At 70.2% G+C, this 21,352-nt stretch carries 18 protein-coding genes; 11 read left to right on the forward strand and 7 right to left on the reverse strand.

Annotated elements, in window-relative coordinates:
* Window positions 1-32 precede the first annotated feature (32 nt).
* The 3 genes from ACH34W_RS31455 to ACH34W_RS31465 all read right to left on the reverse strand — a co-directional run bounded on the left by ACH34W_RS31455 (window position 33) and on the right by ACH34W_RS31465 (window position 2,607).
* Window positions 33-278, reverse strand: a complete 246-nt coding sequence (locus ACH34W_RS31455) for an EF-hand domain-containing protein (RefSeq protein ID WP_395964759.1) — start codon at window positions 276-278, stop codon at window positions 33-35.
* 80 nt (window positions 279-358) lie between these two features.
* Window positions 359-1,795, reverse strand: coding sequence for a PTS ascorbate transporter subunit IIC (locus ACH34W_RS31460; protein ID WP_395964760.1), 1,437 nt, complete (start codon window positions 1,793-1,795; stop codon window positions 359-361).
* Between the two features lie 80 nt (window positions 1,796-1,875).
* On the reverse strand, window positions 1,876-2,607 hold the full coding sequence (locus ACH34W_RS31465; RefSeq protein WP_395964761.1) for a GntR family transcriptional regulator: 732 nt from the start codon (window positions 2,605-2,607) through the stop codon (window positions 1,876-1,878).
* Between the two features lie 190 nt (window positions 2,608-2,797).
* On the opposite strand from ACH34W_RS31465, the gene ACH34W_RS31470 reads away from it, so the two are divergent.
* From ACH34W_RS31470 to ACH34W_RS31490, 5 genes are all read left to right on the forward strand, one after another.
* Complete coding sequence (locus ACH34W_RS31470) at window positions 2,798-4,135, forward strand: hypothetical protein (protein WP_395964762.1); 1,338 nt, start codon at window positions 2,798-2,800, stop codon at window positions 4,133-4,135.
* Between the two features lie 129 nt (window positions 4,136-4,264).
* Window positions 4,265-5,581 (forward strand): extracellular solute-binding protein, encoded by a 1,317-nt coding sequence (locus tag ACH34W_RS31475; RefSeq protein ID WP_395964763.1) that lies wholly within the window; start codon window positions 4,265-4,267, stop codon window positions 5,579-5,581.
* Window positions 5,578-6,492: a carbohydrate ABC transporter permease gene (locus ACH34W_RS31480; RefSeq protein WP_395964764.1), complete on the forward strand. Its 915-nt coding sequence runs from the start codon at window positions 5,578-5,580 to the stop codon at window positions 6,490-6,492. Before ACH34W_RS31475 ends, ACH34W_RS31480 begins: the two co-directional genes overlap by 4 nt.
* On the forward strand, window positions 6,489-7,295 hold the full coding sequence (locus tag ACH34W_RS31485; RefSeq protein WP_395964765.1) for a carbohydrate ABC transporter permease: 807 nt from the start codon (window positions 6,489-6,491) through the stop codon (window positions 7,293-7,295). Before ACH34W_RS31480 ends, ACH34W_RS31485 begins: the two co-directional genes overlap by 4 nt.
* Window positions 7,296-7,304: 9 nt before the next feature.
* Window positions 7,305-9,644 (forward strand): sugar-binding protein, encoded by a 2,340-nt coding sequence (locus tag ACH34W_RS31490; protein WP_395964766.1) that lies wholly within the window; start codon window positions 7,305-7,307, stop codon window positions 9,642-9,644.
* Between the two features lie 51 nt (window positions 9,645-9,695).
* On the opposite strand, the gene ACH34W_RS31495 is transcribed toward ACH34W_RS31490, so the two are convergent.
* The 4 genes from ACH34W_RS31495 to ACH34W_RS31510 form a co-directional block, all read right to left on the reverse strand.
* On the reverse strand, window positions 9,696-10,634 hold the full coding sequence (locus ACH34W_RS31495) for a cupin domain-containing protein (protein ID WP_395964767.1): 939 nt from the start codon (window positions 10,632-10,634) through the stop codon (window positions 9,696-9,698).
* 37 nt (window positions 10,635-10,671) lie between these two features.
* Window positions 10,672-11,640, reverse strand: coding sequence for a maleylpyruvate isomerase family mycothiol-dependent enzyme (locus ACH34W_RS31500; RefSeq protein WP_395964768.1), 969 nt, complete (start codon window positions 11,638-11,640; stop codon window positions 10,672-10,674).
* Between the two features lie 52 nt (window positions 11,641-11,692).
* Window positions 11,693-12,604, reverse strand: coding sequence for a hypothetical protein (locus tag ACH34W_RS31505; RefSeq protein WP_395964769.1), 912 nt, complete (start codon window positions 12,602-12,604; stop codon window positions 11,693-11,695).
* Between the two features lie 63 nt (window positions 12,605-12,667).
* The gene (locus tag ACH34W_RS31510; protein WP_395964770.1) at window positions 12,668-13,288 is read right to left on the reverse strand and encodes a TetR/AcrR family transcriptional regulator; all 621 of its coding nucleotides are present in this window, start codon (window positions 13,286-13,288) and stop codon (window positions 12,668-12,670) included.
* Window positions 13,289-13,462: 174 nt separating this feature from the next.
* On the opposite strand from ACH34W_RS31510, the gene ACH34W_RS31515 reads away from it, so the two are divergent.
* The 6 genes from ACH34W_RS31515 (at window position 13,463) to speB (ending at window position 21,344) form a co-directional block, all read left to right on the forward strand.
* Window positions 13,463-15,106 (forward strand): long-chain fatty acid--CoA ligase, encoded by a 1,644-nt coding sequence (locus tag ACH34W_RS31515; protein WP_395964771.1) that lies wholly within the window; start codon window positions 13,463-13,465, stop codon window positions 15,104-15,106.
* Between the two features lie 28 nt (window positions 15,107-15,134).
* The gene (locus tag ACH34W_RS31520) at window positions 15,135-16,523 is read left to right on the forward strand and encodes an alpha/beta hydrolase family protein (RefSeq protein WP_395964772.1); all 1,389 of its coding nucleotides are present in this window, start codon (window positions 15,135-15,137) and stop codon (window positions 16,521-16,523) included.
* Window positions 16,524-16,684: 161 nt separating this feature from the next.
* Entirely contained in the window at window positions 16,685-17,608 is a 924-nt protein-coding gene (locus ACH34W_RS31525; RefSeq protein ID WP_395964773.1) for a DUF4397 domain-containing protein, read from the forward strand.
* A 187-nt stretch (window positions 17,609-17,795) separates the two neighbouring features.
* Window positions 17,796-18,290, forward strand: coding sequence for a class F sortase (locus ACH34W_RS31530; protein WP_395964774.1), 495 nt, complete (start codon window positions 17,796-17,798; stop codon window positions 18,288-18,290).
* A 76-nt stretch (window positions 18,291-18,366) separates the two neighbouring features.
* On the forward strand, window positions 18,367-20,316 hold the full coding sequence (locus tag ACH34W_RS31535) for a WD40 repeat domain-containing serine/threonine protein kinase (protein ID WP_395964775.1): 1,950 nt from the start codon (window positions 18,367-18,369) through the stop codon (window positions 20,314-20,316).
* A 14-nt stretch (window positions 20,317-20,330) separates the two neighbouring features.
* Window positions 20,331-21,344 carry an agmatinase gene (gene speB / locus ACH34W_RS31540; RefSeq protein ID WP_395964776.1) on the forward strand — a complete coding sequence of 338 codons (1,014 nt, stop codon included), beginning with the start codon at window positions 20,331-20,333 and terminating at the stop codon, window positions 21,342-21,344.
* Window positions 21,345-21,352 lie beyond the last annotated feature (8 nt).

The raw sequence follows: 21,352 nt of genomic DNA on the forward strand, positions 1-21,352 counted from the left end.
GACGGAAGAGATCAGGTGTTGGCGGGAAGGGATCAGGCGCGCTGCGGCCCGGTCAGCCCCAGGGTTTCGAACAGCGTCCGGAGTTCCGGAAAGGAGATGAAGCCGTCATGGTTGGTGTCGGTCTTCTCGAAGCGGTCCTGCACTTCGTGCCGCGCCCAGGACAGCCCCAGGCTCTCCAAGACCATCGTGAACTCCATCAGGTCGAGCTTCTCGTCGCCGCCGAGGTCCGCCCGCGTGAAAGCGGTGAAAAGTTCGTCCTCGGTCGGGTTGGTTGTCACTCGCGACTCCTCTTTTCGATGCAATATGCCCGCATCATGCCATAGTGCTGTTTCCTTTCCTTGAAGGAATCGCCGACACTTTATGAAATCTTCCCTATGCGCTTCCCGGGCTCTTGCCGCGTGGCCTCCTGGGTGGCTCTGGCCTTCTCACGGCGGCCGAGGATGAGCAGGGTGGCGACGGTGGCGGCCATCGCGACGACGGGGACGGCCCAGATGGACGCGCCGCCGATGACGGGGTCGAGGCCCTTGAGCAGCCAGGCGATCGCGTACCAGTCGGGGTCGGCGAGCGTGGCCAGCTCAGGGGCGGTCGACTCGTACATGCCCCACGTGACGGCCTGGCCGATCGCCAGGATGAGGCCGGTCAGGACGCCGCCGAGCACGGCGCCGCGCCAGCCCGCGACGACGTTGCCGAAGAGGGCGGCCGCGCCGCCGACGAAGAAGAGCATGATCATGGGTGGGGCGAGGGTGAACCAGTCCGCGGCGGCGAAGACGCCGAGGCAGGCGAGGAACACCGAGGTCGCGGACACGAAGCCGAGCATCACCGCGGTGGGCGCGACAGGGAAGACGGTGGGCGCGTCGAGCGCCGGGCGGGTGCCCGGGATCACCTTGTCGCTGAGGCCCTTGAACGCGGGGATGATCTCCGCGAGGAACATGCGCACGCCGAAGAGCAGGATCGCGATGCCGCCCGCGAAGCGCAGACCGACCAGCAGCCCCCACACCCACGGCGACAGCTTCGGGTCCATCTCGGCGGCCAGCTTGGTGACCACCGCCTTGTCGGCGAGCGCGACCGCGATGAGCATGATGGCCGAGATCACCAGGGCGGTGGAGACGTTGATGTCCTTGAAGAACGACAGCTGCCGCGGGAGCTTGAGCTTCTCGGTGTCGTGCTTCTCGCGGTCACCCAGGGGGCGGGCGACGAGGCCGGTCACCAGGCACGCGAGCGAGCTCGTGTGCGCGTACCCGAACCGGTCGTCGGGCATGACCTTGCGCATCAGCGGCCGCATCCACAGCGGCTGCAGCGTCCAGTAGGAGGCGACGAAGCCCGCGCCGCACAGGACCAGCGTGAGCTGGTCGGCGTCCGGAGCGATCGTCACCAGGGAGGCGACCGTGACCGTGCTGATCCAGAACATCAGGTGGCCGGTCAGGTAGAGGTACCGGGCCGCCGGGAAGAGCCGCACGAGCAGCACGTGGACGAGGAACGCCACCGTGATGACGAGCGCGACGGTGCCGCCCTGCTCGGCGAGGAAGCCGGTCAGCGTGTGCTTGGCCTTCGGCGGTTCGGTGTCCATCGCGCTCGCGAGCACGGTCTGGAAGCTGGTGAGGCCGCCGACGAAGACATCGACGCCGATGAAGAGGATGACGACGCCGATCGTGGCGCGCAGGGCGCCTGCCAGCGTGTCCTCGAAGCGCTTGCGCTGCAGCAGCAGCCCGGCGAGCGTGATGAGGCCGATGAGGATGGGCACCTGGCCGAACACGTTGTCGGCGAGGAAGGTGAGGATGTCCTTGATGATGTCCACGGTGGCGTCACCTCGGGATTCAGGTGCGCGCTGTCGCCCCCGTCAGCGCGGGTGGAACGGTGGGAGTCGGTGACGGGCTGTCAGGTCGACGGCGGCCGCAGGTCGATTTCGAGCCGGTAGCGGTCGCCGCGGTAGACGGAGCGGACGTACTCCAGGGGCCGGCCGCGCTCGTCGCGGGTGACCCGTTCGAAGAGGAAGGCGGGCGTGTGCACCGGGACGCCGAGGTCGGCGGCCTCCTCCTCAGTGGTGACGGTCGGCTCGATGGTCTCGGTGCCGGAGGCGATCACGATGCCGCGGCCCCGCAGCAGGTCGTAGAACGAGCTGCCCTCGAGGTCCTCCTTCCGCAGGCCGGGCAGCAGTTCGGTGGGGGTGTAGAGGGTCTCGATGGCCATCGACGCGCCGTCGGCGAGCCGCAACCGGCGAATGGTAAATACCTCTTCGACGGGTGAGACGGACAGCCGGCGGCCGATCTTGGCGCCGGCCGACGCGGTGCGGAACGAGAGCACCCGGCCGCCCGGCTTCATGCCGCGCCGGATCATGTCCTCGGTGAACGAGGTCATGGTCAGCGGCACCGCGATCCGCGGCTCGGCCACGTAGGTGCCGCTGCCGTGCCGCCGGTCGAGCAGGCCGTCGGCGACCAGATCGTCGATCGCCGCCCGGAGCGTCGGCCGGGAGACGCCCAGCGTCTCGGCCAGCCGCCGCTCCGACGGCAGTGCGTCGCCGACGTCGAGCCCGTCCAGCATCGCGAGAAGCTCACGGCGGACCGTCCGCCTTTTGGTGTTCGCAGCGCCCTCGTCACCAGCGATCGTCATGCCGTTCACCCCCTGCGATGCCGTTCGGTTGGCGGCAACGGTAAGGCCAGTTCGGCCGACTGGTCAATACCACTTTTGTGAACATCTGTGCCTGGTGCCGGGCGGGGGTGTGGGTTAGCGTCGCGAACGATTCGTCTGGATCTTCGCAGCGCCACGTGAGGAGATGACGGAACATGATGGAGACGGTGGCATGACGGCGTTCACCCGAGGCGTCGCTGCCCTCACCCTGCCCCTCGCCCTGGTCGCCGCGCCGGCGGCCTACGCGGCTCCCGGGAGCGGCACCGGTACCGGTACCGGCCCGGACGGCTGGCGGCTGCTCGCGGCCGAGCCGTTCAACCGGCACGTGGACGACCGGCACGCGGCGTGGTTCCGCGACGACGACGGTCCCGCCAGCCCCTACAACGTGGACGTCTACGACAACGACGGAGCCTTCTTCGAGACGGTCGGCGGTCCCGCCTTCCGCGAGCAACTGGCGAAGGTGAACACCTACCGCAAGTCGTTCAGCTTCGGTGCCCGCGGCTGGCTCACCGCCGAGCTCGCCGCACGTGACGAGGACGGCGACGGGAAGCCCGACGCGCCCCCGACACTGGCGACCCGCGACGGCGTCGCGCGCATGGACGAGCCGAGTCACAAGGGCGGCGTGCTGGTCCGGTCGTCCAAGCCGCTGCCCGCCGAGTACCGCGTCGAGATGACGTTGCGCGGGCTCGACTTCGGCGGCCAGCGCGGCGGCTCGTGGGACTACCCGGACGGCCGGATCAACGGCTACTCGCCGGAGGGCTGCAAGACCAACCATCCGTGGGCGTCCGGCGGTGACTTCTCCAGGCCCGAGTGCTCGTGGTTCGATGTGCGCACCGACGCCAACGGGTTCTACTACCTCGGCATCATGGATTACGCGCGCCCCGCTCCCCACAACAACGTGTTCATCCATACCCACCGCAAGGTGGCGATGGACTCCTACAACCGTTACAAGTACACCGGCACCGGTCTTCGCGTGTGCAACCCGGTGACCAAGCAGTTCGAGCCGTACGGCGCCAGCACCGGCAACGGTGTCAACGCCATCTTCATGACCGATGACCGCCGCTACGCCAACCAGCCGGGCACCGAGTACCTCATGGAGAGCGAGTGCGGCTTCGCCAAGGGCAAGGCGATCGTCTCCCAGGTGGACCTGCGGCCGGAATTGTTGCCGGCCGAGCCGTACAAGTTCGCCATCGAACGCCGAAACGGCGCATACACCATGGAGATGTCGGGCAACTTCGCTCACGTGGGGCAAGCCACGTTCCGCTACACCAGGTCGTTCGTCCAGGACGGCGAGCCGATCTGGCACTACAACCAGAAGGCCGAGGACTACGACGGCCGCTTCAACGCGGAGTGGACCTGGAGCGGCGCCGGCGGGACGCTCGTCGACAAGGACACCTGGCCCGCCGGATCGGCGTACCCCGACCACTTCATCATCGGCGACCCGCACATGAACTTCTACGAGGGCAACGCGCAGATCGACGACGTCCGCCTCTTCGTCCCGGAGAAGTAGCCCGTTCCGGAGGCGGAGACCCCACCTGCTGAAAAGGAGCCGCACGTGGTCCTGGAACCGGTCGGTCGGAGAGGTCGGAGAGGCCGTGGAGGTCGAAGAAGAGGCACGCTCGGCACAGCGGTCGCCGCCGTGCTCGGCCTCGGTCTCGTCACGGCGTGCGCGCCGGGCTCGGACAACGACAAGCCCGCGAGCAAGCCGCCCGCCGCGGTCAGCACCGACGTCGCCAAGGCCGGCAACGTCACGCTCACCGTCTGGGATCAGGAGATCCAGGGCGGGCAGCGCAAGCAGATCGACACTCTGAACGCCCGGTTCCAGGCCACGTATCCCAACGTCAAGATCAATCGGGTGGCGCGGTCGTTCACCGACCTGCAGAAGACCCTGCGGCTCGCGCTCTCCGGCGACAACCCGCCCGACGTCGTCCAGGCCAACCAGGGCTACGCCGCCATGGGCCAGGTCGTGAAGGGCGGCCTGCTGCTCCCGCTCGACTCCTACGACCAGGTCTACGGGTGGAAGAAGCGCTACCCGAAGAGCCTGATGGACCTCAACAGCGTCACCCCCGACGGCAAGTCCATCGGCGGCGGCAACCTCTACGGCGTCTCGCTGAACGGCGAGATCGTCGGCATCTACTACAACAAGGACAAGCTGGCCAAGGTCGGGCTCCAGCCACCGAAGACGTGGGCCGAGTTCGAGCAGGCACTCGGCACCGCCAAGAGCAAGGGAGAGCTGCCGCTGGCGTTCGGCAACCTGGAGAAGCTTCCCGCGATGCAGATGTACGGGATCATCCAGGACCAGACGGCGGGCAAGGAGGCGGTGCGCAACCTCGTCTTCGGCAAGGGCGGCTCCTGGACCGACCAGCCGAACGTCCAGGCGGCGCAGAAGCTGGCCGACTGGGCCAAGCAGGGCTACCTCAACAAAGACGCCAACGCCATCAAGTGGGACGACACCCCGCTCAACTTCGCCAAGGGCCAGGGCGTCTTCATGGTCGGCGGCACGTGGTGGGCCGCCGACCTCAAGGACAAGCTTGGCGACAAGGTCGGCTTCATGCTGCCGCCGCCGGCGCAGGCCGGCGGAGCGCCGGTCACGATGGGCGGGGAGAGCCTGCCGTTCTCGATCACGGCGAAGTCCAAGCATCCGGACGTCGCGGCTGCCTACATCAACTTCATCACCTCACCGGAGGCGATGGACGTCTCCGTCGAGACCGGCAACCTGCCCGCTCTGGCACCCCCGTCCAAGCAGCCGGACGGCGTGGTGATGAAGGAGATCGCCGCCGCGTGGGCGGAGCTGAGCAAGAGTGACGGGATCACCCCGTACATCGACTACGCGACGCCGAACCTCGCCGATACCTTCGGCGGGCCGCTCCAGCGGCTCATCGCCGGAAGGGCGACTCCGCAGCAGGCACTCGGCGACGCGCAGAAGGACTACGCCGAATTCCTGAAGAAGAAGTGACGCCCGCCAAAGACGACTCCCGCCGTGGCAGGCCTCCCGGTGAGCCGCGCAACATCGGCTGGCTTTACGTGCTGCCCGCCTTGCTGGTGTACGCCGCGTTCCTGCTCTGGCCTCTCGTGCGCGGCTTCTGGTTTTCGCTGTACGAGTGGGACGGGATCAGCACCGGTACGTGGGCGGGGCTGTCCAACTACACCAAGACGCTGACCGACCCGTCCCTGCGCGGTGCGTTCGGCCACGCCCTGATCCTGATCGTGTTCTACGCGGTCATCCCGTGCCTGATCGCGTTCGTGCTCGTCGGCGCGGTGTCGCGGAGCCGGATCAGGGGGCTCACGTTCTTCCGGACGGTGCTGTTCCTGCCCCAGGTCGTGGCGATGGTCGCCGTGGCGGTCGCCTGGCAGTGGGTCTACTCCCCGGACGGCCCGGTCAACTCCGTGCTGCGCGGCCTGCACCGGCTCGGGTTCCCGGACTGGTCCCGGGGCTGGCTCGGCGACTTCACCTTCGCGCTCCCGGCGGTCGGCCTCGTCGGGACCTGGGTCGAGATCGGCCTGGCGATGGTCCTGTTCCTGGCCGGGGTGCAGAAGATCCCGCGCGAGCTGTACGAGGCGGCCCGCATCGACGGAGCGGGCCCGGTCCGCGAGTTCTTCGCGGTCACGCTGCCGGGGCTGCGCCGGGAGCTCGCGGTCGCGCTGACGCTCACCACCGCCGCGGCGCTGCGGAACTTCGACCTGATCTTCGTGACCACCAAGGGCGGCCCGGGGGAGGAGACCAAGGTCCCGGCGTACGAGGTCTACAACCGGGCGTTCAACACCGGCGAGGTCGGGCTGGCGTGCGCGATCGGCATCACGCTGGCCGCGCTCATCTTCCTGCTCACCGCCGGCATCAGCCGCCTCGCCGAGGGGAGGAGCGCGTGACCCGCGTGTCCATGACCGCCCGCCGGGAGCTGATCCTCAACCACACGATCCTCGTCGTGTTCGCGGTCATCGCGGTGTTCCCGCTGGTGGCCGTCGTGGCGCAGGCGTTCCAGCTGCCGGGGTTCGACCTGTCGACGTTCCGGGAGGCGTGGCGGGAAGGACACTTCGCGACGTACATGCGCAACAGCCTCATCGTCACCGCCGCCACGGTCGCCGTCGCGACGGTTCTGTCGATCATGACGGGATACGCGCTCGGCGTGCTGGCGCCGCGCGGCTCGGGCGTGTTGTTCCTGCTGTTCCTCGCCGGGCTGACCATCCCGACCGAGGCCGTCGTGATCCCGCTCTACTTCGACCTGCGCTCGCTCAACCTGGACAACACCTACGCGGGTGTGATCCTGCCGCAGATCGCCCAGTCGGTGGCGTTCGGGTCGTTCTGGATGCGCGCCTACTTCCGCGCCTGCCCGCGTTCGCTCATCGAGGCGGCCAGGATGGACGGGGCGTCGAGCTGGACGACGTTGTGGCGCGTGCTGGTCCCGATGGGCGGGCCCGCGATCCTCACCATGGTGCTGCTCACCTCGATGTGGACGTGGAACGAGTTCCTGCTGCCGCTGGTGATTCTCAACTCCGACGAGGGGCTGCGCACCGCCCCGCTCGGGCTGTCGTTCTTCCAGGGCGCGCACAAGACCGACTACGCCCAGCTGATGGCCGGGGCGCTCATCATCGCGGCGCCGATCGTGGCCGTCTACGTCTTCCTGCAGCGGCGGTTCATCGCCGGAATGCTCTCGGGGGCCATCAAGGAGTAGGAGTACCCCATGAGGAGACTCGCCCTGCCCGCCGTCCTCCCCGCCGCGCTCGCCGTCGTGCTCGCGGGAACGGCCCTCACGGCCGTCCCGGCGCTGGCGGCGCGGCCATCTGAGAAGGGCAGGCTGGACGTCCTGTTCGTCGGGGCGCACCCCGACGATGAGGCGAGCGGTCTGTCGACGTACGGCCAGTGGAACGAGTTCGATGGCGCTCGTGTCGGCATGCTCACTGTCACCCGTGGGGAGGGCGGCGGCAACGCGGTCGGCACGGAGGAAGGCCCGCCTCTCGGCCTGCTGCGCGAGGACGAGGAACGCCGCGCGGTCGGCAAGGCGGGCATCAAGGACGTGCACTACCTGGACAAGGTCGACTTCTACTACACGGTGAGCGCGCCCCTGGCGGCCGAGTCCTGGAACCACCAGGCGACGCTCGAGAAGGTCGTCCGGTTGGTACGCGAGACCCGGCCGAAGACGATCGTCACCATGGAGCCGGCGCCGCTGCCCGGGCAGCACGGACATCACCAGGAGGCCGCGCGCCTGGCCATCGAGGCCTACTTCGCCGCCGCCGACGCCAAGGCCGGTCCCAAGGACGTGCCGCACCCCTGGGCCGCGCGGCGGCTCCTGATCACAGGCGGGGCGACCGGGCCGGCCGGTCCGTCCTGCGTCACCGACTTCACACCGGCCGACCCCAAGGCCACCGTCATCGGTGTCTGGGGTGGCCGGGCGTCGCCGCGAAACGGAGGTAAGACCTGGGCGCAGGTGGAACGCGAGGCCCAGCGGGTGTACGTGAGCCAGGGCTGGGGCGGATTCCCCGACGTCCCCGCCGACCCGGCCAAGATCGGATGTGACTACTTCACCGAGGTGCACAGCCGTGAACGGCCCAGCCCTCCCAAGCCGGAACCCGGGCCCGCCGTCACCGGAGAGCAGGAGCCGCTGCCCCGCGTCGCCGACTTCGATGCCTGGGCGCAGAAGACCGGCGTGCCTGGTCTTATCGGCCGGATGAAGCGCGTGCTCACGCTGGGGTCGGGCCAGTCACGCAAGGTACGGGTCGACCTGGCCAACACCTCGTCCTCGGCTCAGTCCGGCACCGTTGAACTCGGCCTGCCGGCGGGCTTCGCCGCCGACGCGGCCACCAAGCCGTACGAACTGGCCGCTGGAGCCAAGGGCGCGGTGACCTTCACGGTGGAGAACACTGATGCTTCGCTGCCGACTTCCAATCAGGGCGGCGTGAACGGCGACTACGACTACACGATCACCACCACCAGCGGCTCCGGCCCGCCGAGCGTGCGGAAGGCCGCGCTGGAACTCGTGCCGGTGGCGGTGCTTCCCAAGGCGGGAACGGCGCCCCAGACCGATGGGAAGGAGAGCCCCGGCGAGTACGCCGGTCCCACGCTGGACCTCTCCCGGGTCTGGGAGGGCAGCGCGTGCGAGTCGGCCGCGGACTGCTCCGCCACAGGCAAGGTGACGTGGACCGGCGACGCCCTGCACATGCTCGTGAACGTGCGTGACGACAAGCGGGGCACCGTGCTCGGGGCGGACGACTGCAAGCGGCACTGGCGCACCGACTCCGTCGAGATCGCCATCGACCCGCGCGGCGACTCCGAGAACACGTCCACCACGTTCAAGACCGGAATCTTCCCTGCGATGGCCGACGGCAAGCCGTGCTTCGAACGCGACGCGGACCACCACCAGGGACCGGGCAAGGAGACCGCGCCCGGCATGGAGGTCGCCGCCGCCGTCTCCGAGCCGTACACCGGATACACGGTGGAGGCAAAGATCCCGTTCACGGTGCTCCCGGCCGCGGTCGACCCGTCGCGGATGGCGCTGAACGTCTTCGTCTACGACTCCGACACCCAGGACAAGACCGGCCAGACCCGCATCGGCTGGTCCACCTGGGGCGGCGTCCAGGGAGATCCGTACCGATGGGGCCTCACCACGCTCCCCGGACACGTACCGCCGCCGGGCATGCCGGACACGGCCCCGCCGCCGGTGATGCCGGCCGAGGCGGCGTTGTCGCAGAACTCGCCGCTCTCGATCATCCAGGCGGCCGAGACCGGGATCCCGCTGGCCGGGGGCCGGGCCGCGCCGCGATGGGACACCGCGCGGATCAGCGGGAAGCCGATCGTCTCCGGTGGCAAGACGACGTTCCGGCTGCGATCGACCGGTCCGGGCACGGCCTACGCGTACGTCTGGGACGGGAAGATCCTCGGCAGCAAGGAGATCGTTGTCCGCCGGGCAGGGCTCATGACCGTGACCGTCCCCGGCGCACCGCCGCCACATCGGGGAGTCCTGGCCGTGGCGTTCGAGGCCAAGGCGGGCGGTACCGCGAGCAGCACCGCCCGGCTGGGCAGGTGACGGATCGGCCAGCCGCAGCCCCAGCCCCAGGCCGGCTCCGGCTTCTGGCGCTCAGGCGATGCCGCGTGCGCGGTACTCCTGGGGGCTGAGGCCGCGGACACGCTTGAACGCCGTGCTCAGCGCGAAGGCGTTGCTGTAGCCGACCTTCCGGGCCACCGCCTCCAGGGTGCTGTCGGTCTCGCGCAGCATGTCCGCGGCCTGCGCGAGCCGCAGCCCCGTGAGGTACGCCATGGGCGGCTCGCCGACGAGCTTGCCGAAACGCTGGGCGAGCGCCGCGCGGGAGACGCTGGTCTTGGCGGCGAGCGAGGCCACCGTCCACGGATGCGCCATGTCGTCGTGGAGCAGCTGGAGCGCGGGACCGACGACCGGGTCGCCGTGCGCCTTGTACCAGCCCGGCGCGTTCGCCCCCGGCCGGGCGAACCAGGACCGCAGCGACGAGATCAGGAGCAGGTCGAGCAGCCGGTCGAGGACGGCCTCCTGCCCGGGGTCGTCCTTGCCGATCTCCTGGCCGAGGAACGTGAGGAGGGTGTTGTCCCAGGCGTCCGCCGGCAGCACCACCAGCGGCGGCAGTGCCGCCAGCAGCCGCTGGGTGATCTCGCCGCGCATGTGGTATGTGCCGATGAGCATCACCGACTCGCCATCGGCGCTGTTGCCCCAGGTGCGGACGCCCAGCGCCATCTTCTCCCGGAGCGGCTCGCCGTAGAGCGTCGTGCACTTGTCGCCGGGGTGGATCACCACCTGCGGCGGTGTCATGCGGTCGTCGGCGACCGTGTAGTGGCCGGACCCGCTGGTGATCGCGATGTCCCCGCGGCCGAGCCGGAGGGCGTCGCCGTCATCCGGGATCATCCACGCCTCGCCCTTGACCACGGCGATCACGCAGAGGGGCGCCTCGTCCTCGATGCGCAGGGACCAGGGCGGGTCGAGCATCGCCCGCAACATGAAGGCCCCCCGGGCCCGGGGCCCGTCGAGAAGATCGGTCAGCGCGTCCATGGGCTCACATTAAAACGCAGCTCGGACGTGTGGCTCCCTAGTCGCAGCCGAGGGTCGACGCGGCGTGCAGGACGTCCGCGACGACGGCCGGGTCGCCCTCCGCCCGGTGCGGGAAGTTCCCGGGCTGGTGGCGCCCGGCGAGCAGGCGGCAGAAGTGTTCGGCGACGGCAGTGATGGTGACGTCGGGCAGGCCGGGTTCGCCGCCCAGCGCCAGTGGCACCGCCCACTCGCCCGAACCCGGGCCGGTGAGCACCAGGCGCGCGGTCGATCCCGGGTGTTCGAGGCCGAGCACGCGCAGTGCCCGGGGGAGCAGCCCGGTTCCGAGATCGATGATGAGCCGCAGGTGCTCGGCGGGCGGCGGCACGGTGGGACGGCCGGCGACCGCGCGGATGTCGTCCGCGTGCGTCCAGGTCTCGAAGGTCCGCTGGACGAGCGCGTTGCGCGCGGAGGTCCGGACGGGCCGTGCACCGGCGAGTGAGGCCTCCCGGTCGAGCAGGGCGACGTCGCCGGACACACCCTGGACCAGCGCCTGCGCCTGCGCGTGCCAGGCGTCGTGGTGGCCGTGCCGGACGGGTCGCGGCAGGCCGAGGTCGGCGGCGAACCTGGCGTCGTTCCCGGTCAGATGATCGATCAGCTCCCGCACCGAGCGGTACTGCTGGAGCGGCGTCCGCCACAGTTCCGGGCTCAGCGACATCAGCAACTCGTCCATCAGGGCGACCTGCGCCGCGTAGGCGTCGGCGAGACCTGCCACCGTCCCCACCGCGACGCCCGGGGCCCGGAGGCGGCGGGCGGCGGTCAGTAGTCGCGGGCGGAGCGACGCAGGCGGCGGCTCTTCGGCCGCCACCGCGAGCAGCGTCGTGGTGCCGTGCAGGCGTGTCGCCTCCGCGGTGCAGCGTGCGCAATCCGCGACGTGGGCGGAGATGAGGGAAGCCTCGTCCGCTGGGCACGCGTCCAGTGCCCAGGCGGCGAGGGACCCGTCCACGTCCGGATGTCCTTTCCCGCTCATCCCGGCCTCCTCCTCAGACGGTACGCCTCCGGAGACGCGGGCAGAAGCCCCGCTACCTGTCGGATGGGTAGTGGGGGTACGACTCTTTGAAAACGCCCTGGTGCAGGAGGACCTCGGCCACCGGTGTCCCGCCCGTCTCGGCGGTGATCGTGGTGCGGATCCACGCCGACTCGGTGCGGCGGCTCTCACCGAGGGCGACGACCTCGCGTTCGAGGACGTACGGCTCGTCGACGAAGACCGGGCCGGCGAGCAGGCGGATCTCCAGGTCGAGGAAGAGGCCCACCGAAGGCTCGGCCTTGGTCAGCCCGGACTCGCCGAACGTCGCCATGGCCAGCACGCTGACCATCTCGACGGGCACGATCGGGCGGCCCCAGGGAGTGTCCGCCGACTCGTACCAGGAACTGGGCTCGGTGATCGAGGCCAGCTTCTGGCGGAGCGTGAACGGATAGAGGTCACCCATGTGAGTGTCGGCCGCCATCCGCACGTGCTCCGGCGCGGCGCCCTTGCGGCCGGGCGTCCAGCCCGCGTGGATCACGGGGTCGGCGGCGGGCGCCCTGTTCTTGGCGAGCCGTTCGTCCAGCGCGGTCGGCCCGGCGTCGGGGCCGAGGGTGGCCGTGCCCGACAGGACGACGGTGCCGTCCGGCTTCTCGGTGCGCACATGGACGCGGGATGGAGCGGGGCCGTCCATCGTCACCAGCGCGCGGGTCTCGTCGCCCTCGGTGCAGATGGCCTGGAAATGCGCGCTCAGGCAGCCGGTCTCGAACCAGCGCCGCCCCCACAGCGTGGCGAGCAGCGGGTCGAACTGGCTGAAGTGCGTAGGCCCTTCGATGGCCGCGCCCGCGACGCCGAGCCGCTGCGCGGTCGTCTCGTCATGGATGCTCGCGTGGTCGCCGTAGGTCTGCTCGGTGAGCATGTTGCGCGGCGTGCGCAGCGGACCGGACACCTCGATCGGGGTCCTGAACATTGACACCTCCAGGTGATGGGGGAGGCCGCGCGAGCGCTCAATGCCCTCAACGCCTTCAGTGCCTCAGCGAGGATCCGCAGTGCCGCGGAGACCGTCCAGGAGCAGGTCGACGTAGTGCACGCTGATGGCCTCGGCCTTCAGCCGGCCGCCTGCGTGATACCAGGTGGGGATCTGGTGCACGGCGCCGAAGAAGAAGTGCACGGCGAGATCGGCGGGCGGCTCGGCGCGGAAGGCGCCGGCGCGCTGCCCCTCCTCGACCAGCCCTCGGAACCGTTCGTGGTAGCGCCGCCGCTCGGCGCGGACGGCCTGCTGCCGGGTGGCGGACAGCATGTGCATGGAACGCCAGAAGACGGTGAAGTCGTCCAGGTGCAGGAAGCTCGTCTCGAGCACGTCGAGAGCGGCCGCGCGCAGCCTCTCCTCGGCACTGCCCGGCCCGTCGGCGATGCGCTCCAGCCGGCTCATCTGCATCGCGAGAAGCCGGTGATAGATCTCGTAGAGCAGATCGTCCTTGGCGCCGAAGTAGTGGTACATCGCGCCCTTGGTGACGCCCGCCGCCTCGACGATCTCCTGGACCGACGTGCTGGCGTAGTCCTTTTCGGCGAACATGCGGGTCGCCACGGCGAGCAGCCGGTCGGGGATCGGGAGCGCTGCCCGTTCCGCCCGTCCCGCCTGTGTCTCCGTCACCCTGCACCTCCCTCTGTCACCCTGCGCCTCCGCCTGCCGGCACCTCCGCCGAGCTGATCGCCGATCAGCCTACCGGGAACATTCCGTCATTGACGCGGCCCTTTCCCAGGCTTACGGTACCGACCAGTCGGTATGTGCTGAACAACGGATGACTCCCACCCCCGGAGAACGGTCATGATTTCCAGCACCATGCAGGATTTCCCGCTGTCGATCGCCGCCATCCTGCGCCACGGCTCCCGTGTGCACGCGGGCAGCGAGTGCGTCACCTGGACGGGTGAGGGCGCACGCCACACCAGCTACGCGCGGATCGCGGAGAACGCGGAACGGCTCGCCGCCGCACTCGCCAAGCTGGGTGTGCGAGCGGGGGACCCGGTGGCGACCTTCTGCTGGAATCACCAGGAACATTTGGAGGCCTATTTCGCCGTGCCCGCCATGGGTGCGGTCCTGCACACCCTCAACATCCGGCTTTTCCCCCACCAGCTGGCCCACATCGTCAATCACGCCGAGGACGAGGTCGTCATCGTCGATGACAGCCTGGTGCCGCTCCTGGCACGAGTGGTGGATGACCTGAGCACCGTCAACGCGTTCATTGTCGTCGGCAGTGGAGACGCGTCCGCGCTGGAGGCCAACAGGCGGGGTGTTCCCGTGCTGCGCTACGACGACCTGGTCGAGGCCGAGGAGCCCGGGTACGCGTGGCCGGAGATGGACGAGCGTGCGGCCGCCTCCATGTGTTACACGAGCGGGACCACCGGGGACCCCAAAGGCGTGGTGTATTCGCACCGTTCGACGTTCTTGCACGCGCTGGCGGTCCAATCAGCCTCCCTGGAGGGCATCACGGCGGCCGACCGCGTGCTGGCGATCGTGCCCATGTTCCATGTGAACGCGTGGGGTCTGCCGTACGCGGCGTTCCTGTCCGGCGCCACGCTCCACATGCCTGGCCGGTTCCTGCAGCCTGACCACCTCACCCGGTTCATCAAAGCCGAGCGGACCACGTTCGCCTCCGCCGTGCCGACGATCTGGAGCGCCATCCTGGAGTACGGGACGGCCCAGGAGATCGACCTGTCGTCGCTCCGGGTGGGCACGTCCGGCGGTGCGGCGGCGCCGCGCGCGCTGCTCGAACGTTTCGAGGAGCGGCACGGGCTGCGCATCGTCCAGGGCTGGGGGATGACCGAGACGAGCCCGCTCGGCGGCATGGCGATCCCTCCGCCCGAGGTGGCCCGCGGAACGGCCGAGGATCTGGACTGGCGGCTGAAGTCCGGCAGGGTCGCGGCCGGGGTGGAGATGCGGCTCGTCGACGACGCGGGTGCCGAACTGCCCTGGGACGGCACGTCCGTCGGCGAGATCGAGGTGCGCGGTCCGTGGATCACCGGGTCGTACCACCGCGATCCGGCGCCGGAGAAGTTCCACGACGGCTGGCTGCGCACCGGCGATGTCGGCACGATCGACGAGCGCGGCTACTTCCACATCACCGACCGGGCCAAGGACGTCATCAAGTCCGGCGGCGAGTGGATCTCCTCCGTCGAACTGGAGAACCACCTCATGGCGCACCCGGCCGTGCTCGAGGCCGCCGTCATCGGCGTCCCCGACCCTCGCTGGGACGAGCGTCCGCTCGCCTGCGTAGTGCTGCGCCCGGGTGTCACGGCCACGGCTGCGGACCTGGCGGGTTACCTGGACGGAAAGGTGGCCCGTTGGCAGGTCCCAGAGAACTGGGCCTTTCTTCCTGAAATCCCCAAAACCACCACCGGGAAGTTCGACAAGAAGCCGCTACGGGCAGACCATCGCGACGCGGCGTTGAAGGTCGAACGCGTTGAACGCTGAGTGTTGAACGCTGAGTAGGGAGAGCCTCATGCAGCGACGCCCACGCAGGTTCCTCGTTCTCCTCACCGGGCTGGTGCTCGCGGCCGGAGGTCTGGCTCCGCCGGCCGCAGCTTCCGCCTCCGCAGCTTCCGCCTCCGCAGCTTCCGCCTCCGGAGGTTCGACTCCGGACGACCAGCCGCTGCCTGGCTACACCATCGTCAATCCGCCGCTGCCGCCCGCGATCGTGCACGGACGGCCGTCCCGCGTGCTGCAAGGGGTTTACCGGCACGCGGCCTATGACATCGAGGTCCCGCCCGCATGGAACGGCGAACTCGTCATGTGGGCGCACGGGTACGCGGGCCAGGGCAAGGTGCTGACCGTCGCGCCGCCTTCGTACGGCCTGCGCCAGAGGCTCCTCGACCAGGGATACGCCTGGGCAGCGTCGTCGTATTACGCCAACGGCTACGACGTCCGCGCGGGAGTCCTGAGCACGCACGCTCTGGCCCTGCGGTTCGGCAGCCTGGTGCGACGACCACAGCGGACGTTCATCATCGGCGCCTCGATGGGCGGCCATATCACCGGCCGGTCGCTGGAGCAGTATCCGCGCTTCTACGCGGGCGGCCTGCCGATGTGCGGGGTGATGGGCGACAACTCGCTCTTCGACTTCTTCCTGGACTACCACCTCGTCGCGCAGGGCCTCGCGGGCATCCAGGCCCATCCGCCGGGCCAGGATTACCTGCCCGTCACCGTTCCGAAGATCCAGCGGACGCTCGGCATCGACACGCTGCCGCCCGGCGCGCCCGACATCGCCAACCCGCTGGGCCGGCAACTGCGCGCCATCACCGTGAACCGGAGCGGCGGGGAGAGGCCCGGCGCGGATAAGGCGTTCTCGTTCTGGCAGAACTTCCTGTTCTCCCAGGGCGCTCCCGCCGAGGGGACGGTCGCCGAGGATCCCGGCCAGCTGGCGACGAACCTCCGTGCCCGCTACGTGCCGAACACCCCGGTCGACATCAACCGCGCCGTGCAGCGAGTCCGCCCGGAGAACGTGCGCGCCCGTTACTCGCCGTTCCTGACCCAGTCACCTCAGATCTTCGGTGTCCCCAATGTGCCCGTGCTGAGCCTTCACAATCTAGGTGACCTGTTCGTTCCGTTCTCCATGGAACGCACGTACCTCGCGGACGTCTCGCGGCGTGGGCAGTCCAGGCTGCTGGTGCAGCGCGCCATCCGCAGCACGCAGCACTGCGAGTTCTCGCCGGCGGAGGCCGGGGCGGCGTGGGACGACCTGAGCCGGTGGGTGCACCGTGGGCAGCGGCCGGCTGGGGACGACCTGCGGAACCCCCAGGTCATCGCCGCCGCCGACTACGGCTGCCGGTTCAGCGATCGGGACGCCTACGCGGCGGGGAGCGGAACGCGGAGGCTCTACGCTCCGTGTCCGTAACCGAGTGGTGGCCGTATGTGGCCGATGATGCTTTGGCCCATCGCATTGCTCTCTACGGTGCATTGGATTGAAATGTGCACCGTCCGGAGCGTGACGTGGCGCTCCCTCTTAGCTCCCACTGGTGCCGCGTCCCGCTGCCCTCAGCCCCGCAGGGAGCGCCCATGCTGGCACTCGTACCTCCGTACAGCTCAGGCGGCCGTCCCGGCCGTTCCACCCAGATCGCCCGCGTGGGCGCGGTCGCGGTACTGACGGCCGCCGCAGCCTGCGTCGGCGCGGTCCCAGGCGCCGCCGCCTCCGGCGACGCGGCCCCTGCACAGGGCTATGTGCGGCTCGCGCACCTGTCTCCGGACACCCCCGCCGTCGACGTCTACCTGTACTCGGGGAAGGGCTCGCTGGACCGGAAACACCAGCGCCTCGTCCTCAAGCACGTCGGCTACGGCGCCCTTTCGCCGTACCAGCGGCTCGACGGCGGCACCTACACGGTCGCCATGCGGCCCGCGAACGCGGCGGCGACGAGCCCGCCGGTGTTGTCGGCAGTCGTCCGGGTGCGCGGCGGCGGCGCGTACACCGTCGCGGGGATGGGCCCCTACAAGGGCATCAAGCTGCAGGTCGTGAACGACTCGGTGGACCTGCCCGCGGGCCGTGCGGCGGTCCGCGTCATCGCCGCCTCCCTCAAGGTGCCGACGGTGGACGTCAGCCTCGGTGGCCGGAAACTGGCCAGCGGCCTCGAGTTCGCCTCGGTCGCCCCGTACGAGATCGTGCCGGCCAAGGCGGCCCGGGTGCGCGTGCAGGGCGAAGGCGGCCAGCAGGCGGGCGCGAGGGTCGCGCTCGGCGCCGGTTCGGTGCACACCGTGGTCGTCCTCGACGGCAAGCCTGGACTTCGCGTGCTCTCGCTCGTCGACGTGGCACAGGGCTCGCGGACCCCAACCGGCGGCGTGAACGCGGGCTTCGGCGGGCTAGCCGGGCATGGCGCGGAGGCCGCCGGCGAGGAGAGCCACGGCATCTGGGCCGTTCTGGTCCTTGCCGTTCTGGCCTGCGCCGGGACGGGCACGATGGTGCTCGTCAGGTCGCGGCGCCGTGCCTGACCTGCGCCGCGCGACCGCTGGGGTCGTACTGTGCCGCCTCGTACTGTGCCGCCTCGTACTGTGCCGCCTCGTACTGTGCCGCCTCGTACTGTGCCGCCTCGTACTGTGCTGCCTTGTGCTGTGCTGCCTCGCTGGTTGCGGCGGTACCGCGAACACGGCGAGCGGGCCCACACCGGGCTGGTCGGCCGTGCCGGGCGGACAGGCCGCGCAGGTCTCCAGCCATCCGGCCGCCGGCGGCATCGGCGAGCCGGTGGAGGTCCGCATCCCCTCGATCGGGGTCCGTTCGGCGCTCGAACGGCTCCACATGGGCGGCCAGGGCGAACTGGAGTCACCCAAGGATCCGGCGCGGGCCGGCTGGTTCGCCGACGGTGTCCGGCCCGGGTGGCCGGGCCCGGCGGTCGTCGTCGGCCACGTCGACTCCAAGTCGGGACCCGCGGTGTTCACCCGGCTGGGCGCGTTGCGCCGTGGTGCGACAGTGCAGGTCGGCGACGCCCGGGGGAAGAGCGTCACGTTCCGGGTGGAGGAGGTGCGTTCGTACGCGAAGGCCGGCTTTCCGACCAAGGAGGTGTACGGGGCGACCCCCGATCCGCAGCTGCGCCTGATCACCTGTGGTGGCGGCTTCGACCACACCAGCGGCCACTACAAGACCAATGTCGTGATTTATGCCGCCCTGGCCCATTGAGTCAGCTCCCCGGAATGCCTGATCCTTGAAGCACTCGCATTCGATGGGTCGCGCGTCACCGGAAGGCGGGCTCCCCATGACCGAGAACCCCGGTCAGCTGGTCGCCGGCCAGTACCAGCTCGTCGCAGAGATCGGCCGCGGCGGGTTCGGCGTCGTATGGCGGGCGCGCCATGAGCGCCTCGGCCGGGACGTGGCGGCCAAGAAGCTGTTCCTGGCCTCGCACGCCGGGACCCTGGGCGCCGACCAGTGGCAGGAGCGCAGCCGCCGGACGTTCCGGGAGGCCAGGTCCGCCGCCCGGATCGACCATCCCGCGGCCGTTCGGATCTACGACATCGTCGAGCACGAGGGCGACCCGTGGATCATCATGGAGCTCGTCGAAGGCCGGTCGCTGAACGCCGTCGTCCGGAGCGAGGGCCCGCTGCCGCCCCGGCGGGTGGCCGAGATCGGGCTGCGGATCGTGGGAGCGCTCAACGCGGCCCACAAGGCGGGCGTCGTCCACCGGGACGTCAACCCCGCCAACGTCCTGATCGGCGAACGCGGCGCGGTGCTGACCGACTTCGGCATCGCGGTCATCCAGGGCGACCCCTCGCTGACGCACACGGGCGTCGTGATGGGCGCTCCCGCGTACACCTCCCCGGAACGTGCACGCGGCGAGCAGGCGGTGCCCGCCTCGGACCTGTGGTCGCTCGGTGCCACGCTCTACTACGCCGTCGAGGGAGGCAGGCCGTTCCCAGGGCCCAACCCCAACGCCGTCCTCTACTCCATTCTCACCACCGACCCGCCCGTGCCGAGGCTCGCCGGCCCGCTGACCCCGGTGCTCAACGGGCTGCTCCACCGCGACGCCTGCGAACGTCTCACCGCGGACGACACGACCGCGATGCTCGAAGCCCTGCTGCAGGACGACAGCGTGTGGGGCGTCGGCACCACGACGATCCGGACCGGCACCGACCAGCGCACCGCGGTCACGGACCCGCTCCCGGACGAGGTGCCGCACCCCGAGCCACCGCGGCTCCGCGGGGGTTCGGTCTGGCGCAAGACCCTCGCCTTGTCGGTCGTGCCCGCAGTGGTCCTCGCCCTGCTGGTCGTCCTCTCCCAGAGGGACGGCACGACACCCGCGCCACCGGAACAGAAAGGGGCGGCCGCCGCTGCAAAGGCCCCCCGGCTGATCGGCACGCTCACCGGGGACCGCGTCTACGCCCTCGCGTTCAGCCACGATGGCAGCATGCTGGCCGCAGGCGGGGACGGCTCGGCTGTCCGGCTCTGGGACGTCGCCAGGCAACGGCAGACCGGAGCCTTGCGCGGGCAGAAATACGCGGTCTTCAGCATCGCGTTCAGCCCCGACGACCGCACTCTCGCCGGCGGCGGCTACGACGGCCAGGTCTTCCTCTGGAACACCACGACCCAGCGGCGCAGGTCCGGCTTCGGCACCGACGGCAACAGCATCGGTTCGCTGGCGTTCAGCCCGGACGGAAGGGTGCTCGCCTGCGCCGGCAGCGACGCGGTGCGCCTGTGGAGCACCGCCGATAAGTCCTGGTTGTCGACCCTGCGCAGCCCCGCTGAGTACGAGAGCACCTTCACCACCGCGTTCAGCCGGCAAGGCAGGCTGGCCGTCGCGGGCAGCGCCACCATCCGGCTCTGGAACACCGTCAAGGCCAAGAGCGTCACGCTGACCAGCGTCAGCGCCGTCGTCTCCAGCCTGGCCTTCAGCCGCGACGGTGGCACCCTCGCGGCGGGCGGGTTCGACGGGAGCGTGCGCCTGTACGACACGATCCGGCGGCGGCCCCTCGCCACGCTCACCGGCCACGACAAGAGCATCACGGCCGTCGCGTTCAGCCCCCGCGTCCGGGCACTGGCCTCGGCGGGCGGCGAGACGGTCCGGCTCTGGGACACCGGGACGGGCAGGCCGATATCGACCATCAGGCACGGCAGCGTGGTCGTCAACGCCCTCGCCTTCAGCCCCGACGGCCGCCTCCTGGCCACCGGCGGCGACGACGGAGCGGTCCGCCTCTACGCGATCCACCCCTAGCTATCCTTGATCGCATGAGCCGCTATGGCGCCCAGTTCGGCCCGGACATCACCTTCCTCGGCGTCGACCGGTGCGAGTGGGGTGATCCGGCGAGCTACAGCGACGGCGACGTCGTGATCCTCGGCGCGCCGTTCGACGGGGGCACGTCGCATCGGGCGGGCACCCGGTTCGGCCCGCAGCACATCCGTCAGGCGTGCTACCTGCCGCAGGACGGTTCCCGGCCGTCGCTCGCCCTGCGGGTGGACGCGCTCGGCGACCTGCGGGTGTACGACGCCGGGGACGTCGAGATGTTCTCGGGCGACGCCGAACGTTCCGTCCGGGACCTGCAGGAGGCCGTGCACGCCGTGGCCTCGACCGGAGCGATCCCGTTCATCCTGGGCGGCGACCACACGATCGCCTGGCCTGACCACGCCGGTGTGGCACAACACCTGGGCCAGGGCCGCGTGTCGATGATCCACTTCGATGCCCACGCGGACACCGGCGACATCGAGTTCGGCGCACTCGTCGGGCACGGCCAGCCGATGCGCAGGCTCATCGAGTCCGGGGCACTGCGCGGCGACCGCTTCCTGCAGATCGGGCTGCGCGGCTACTGGCCGGGGCCGGAGATCCTGGGCTGGATGGCCGGGCAGGGCATCCGCTCTTACGAGATGACCGAGATCGTCGAGCGCGGGCTCACCGAATGCCTGACCGAGGCGTTCGCCATCGCCACAGACGACTGCGACGGGGTATTCCTCTCCGTCGACATCGACGTCTGCGACCCCGGGCACGCGCCCGGCACCGGCACGCCCGAACCAGGCGGGCTGAGCGCCCGCCAGCTGCTCGACTCCGTTCGCCGCGTCGCCTACGAGCTGCCGGTCGTGGGCATCGACCTCGTCGAGGTGTCGCCGCCCTACGACCACGCCGACATCACGTCCCTGCTCGCGAACCGCGTCGTGCTGGAGGCACTCTCGGGCATCGCCCGCCGCCGTCGCGACGCCGCTGACGGCACCACCTGGGACCCGCGGCGTCCTTTGCTCGACGGACGGTGACGGCGCGC

It is taken from the genome of Actinomadura sp. 6N118, from assembly GCF_044326415.1.
Lineage (GTDB): Bacteria > Actinomycetota > Actinomycetes > Streptosporangiales > Streptosporangiaceae > Spirillospora.

What these genes read in the sequence shown, in the direction of transcription:
- ACH34W_RS31535 (WP_395964775.1), top strand. Translation starts at nt 18,367, where the DNA reads ATGACCGAGAACCCCGGTCAGCTGGTCGCCGGCCAGTACCAGCTCGTC.
- ACH34W_RS31505 (WP_395964769.1), bottom strand. Translation starts at nt 12,604, where the DNA reads ATGTTCAGGACCCCGATCGAGGTGTCCGGTCCGCTGCGCACGCCGCGC.
- ACH34W_RS31465 (WP_395964761.1), bottom strand. Translation starts at nt 2,607, where the DNA reads ATGACGATCGCTGGTGACGAGGGCGCTGCGAACACCAAAAGGCGGACG.
- ACH34W_RS31525 (WP_395964773.1), top strand. Translation starts at nt 16,685, where the DNA reads ATGCTGGCACTCGTACCTCCGTACAGCTCAGGCGGCCGTCCCGGCCGT.
- ACH34W_RS31515 (WP_395964771.1), top strand. Translation starts at nt 13,463, where the DNA reads ATGATTTCCAGCACCATGCAGGATTTCCCGCTGTCGATCGCCGCCATC.
- ACH34W_RS31520 (WP_395964772.1), top strand. Translation starts at nt 15,135, where the DNA reads ATGCAGCGACGCCCACGCAGGTTCCTCGTTCTCCTCACCGGGCTGGTG.
- ACH34W_RS31470 (WP_395964762.1), top strand. Translation starts at nt 2,798, where the DNA reads ATGACGGCGTTCACCCGAGGCGTCGCTGCCCTCACCCTGCCCCTCGCC.
- ACH34W_RS31490 (WP_395964766.1), top strand. Translation starts at nt 7,305, where the DNA reads ATGAGGAGACTCGCCCTGCCCGCCGTCCTCCCCGCCGCGCTCGCCGTC.
- speB (WP_395964776.1), top strand. Translation starts at nt 20,331, where the DNA reads ATGAGCCGCTATGGCGCCCAGTTCGGCCCGGACATCACCTTCCTCGGC.
- ACH34W_RS31500 (WP_395964768.1), bottom strand. Translation starts at nt 11,640, where the DNA reads ATGAGCGGGAAAGGACATCCGGACGTGGACGGGTCCCTCGCCGCCTGG.
- ACH34W_RS31495 (WP_395964767.1), bottom strand. Translation starts at nt 10,634, where the DNA reads ATGGACGCGCTGACCGATCTTCTCGACGGGCCCCGGGCCCGGGGGGCC.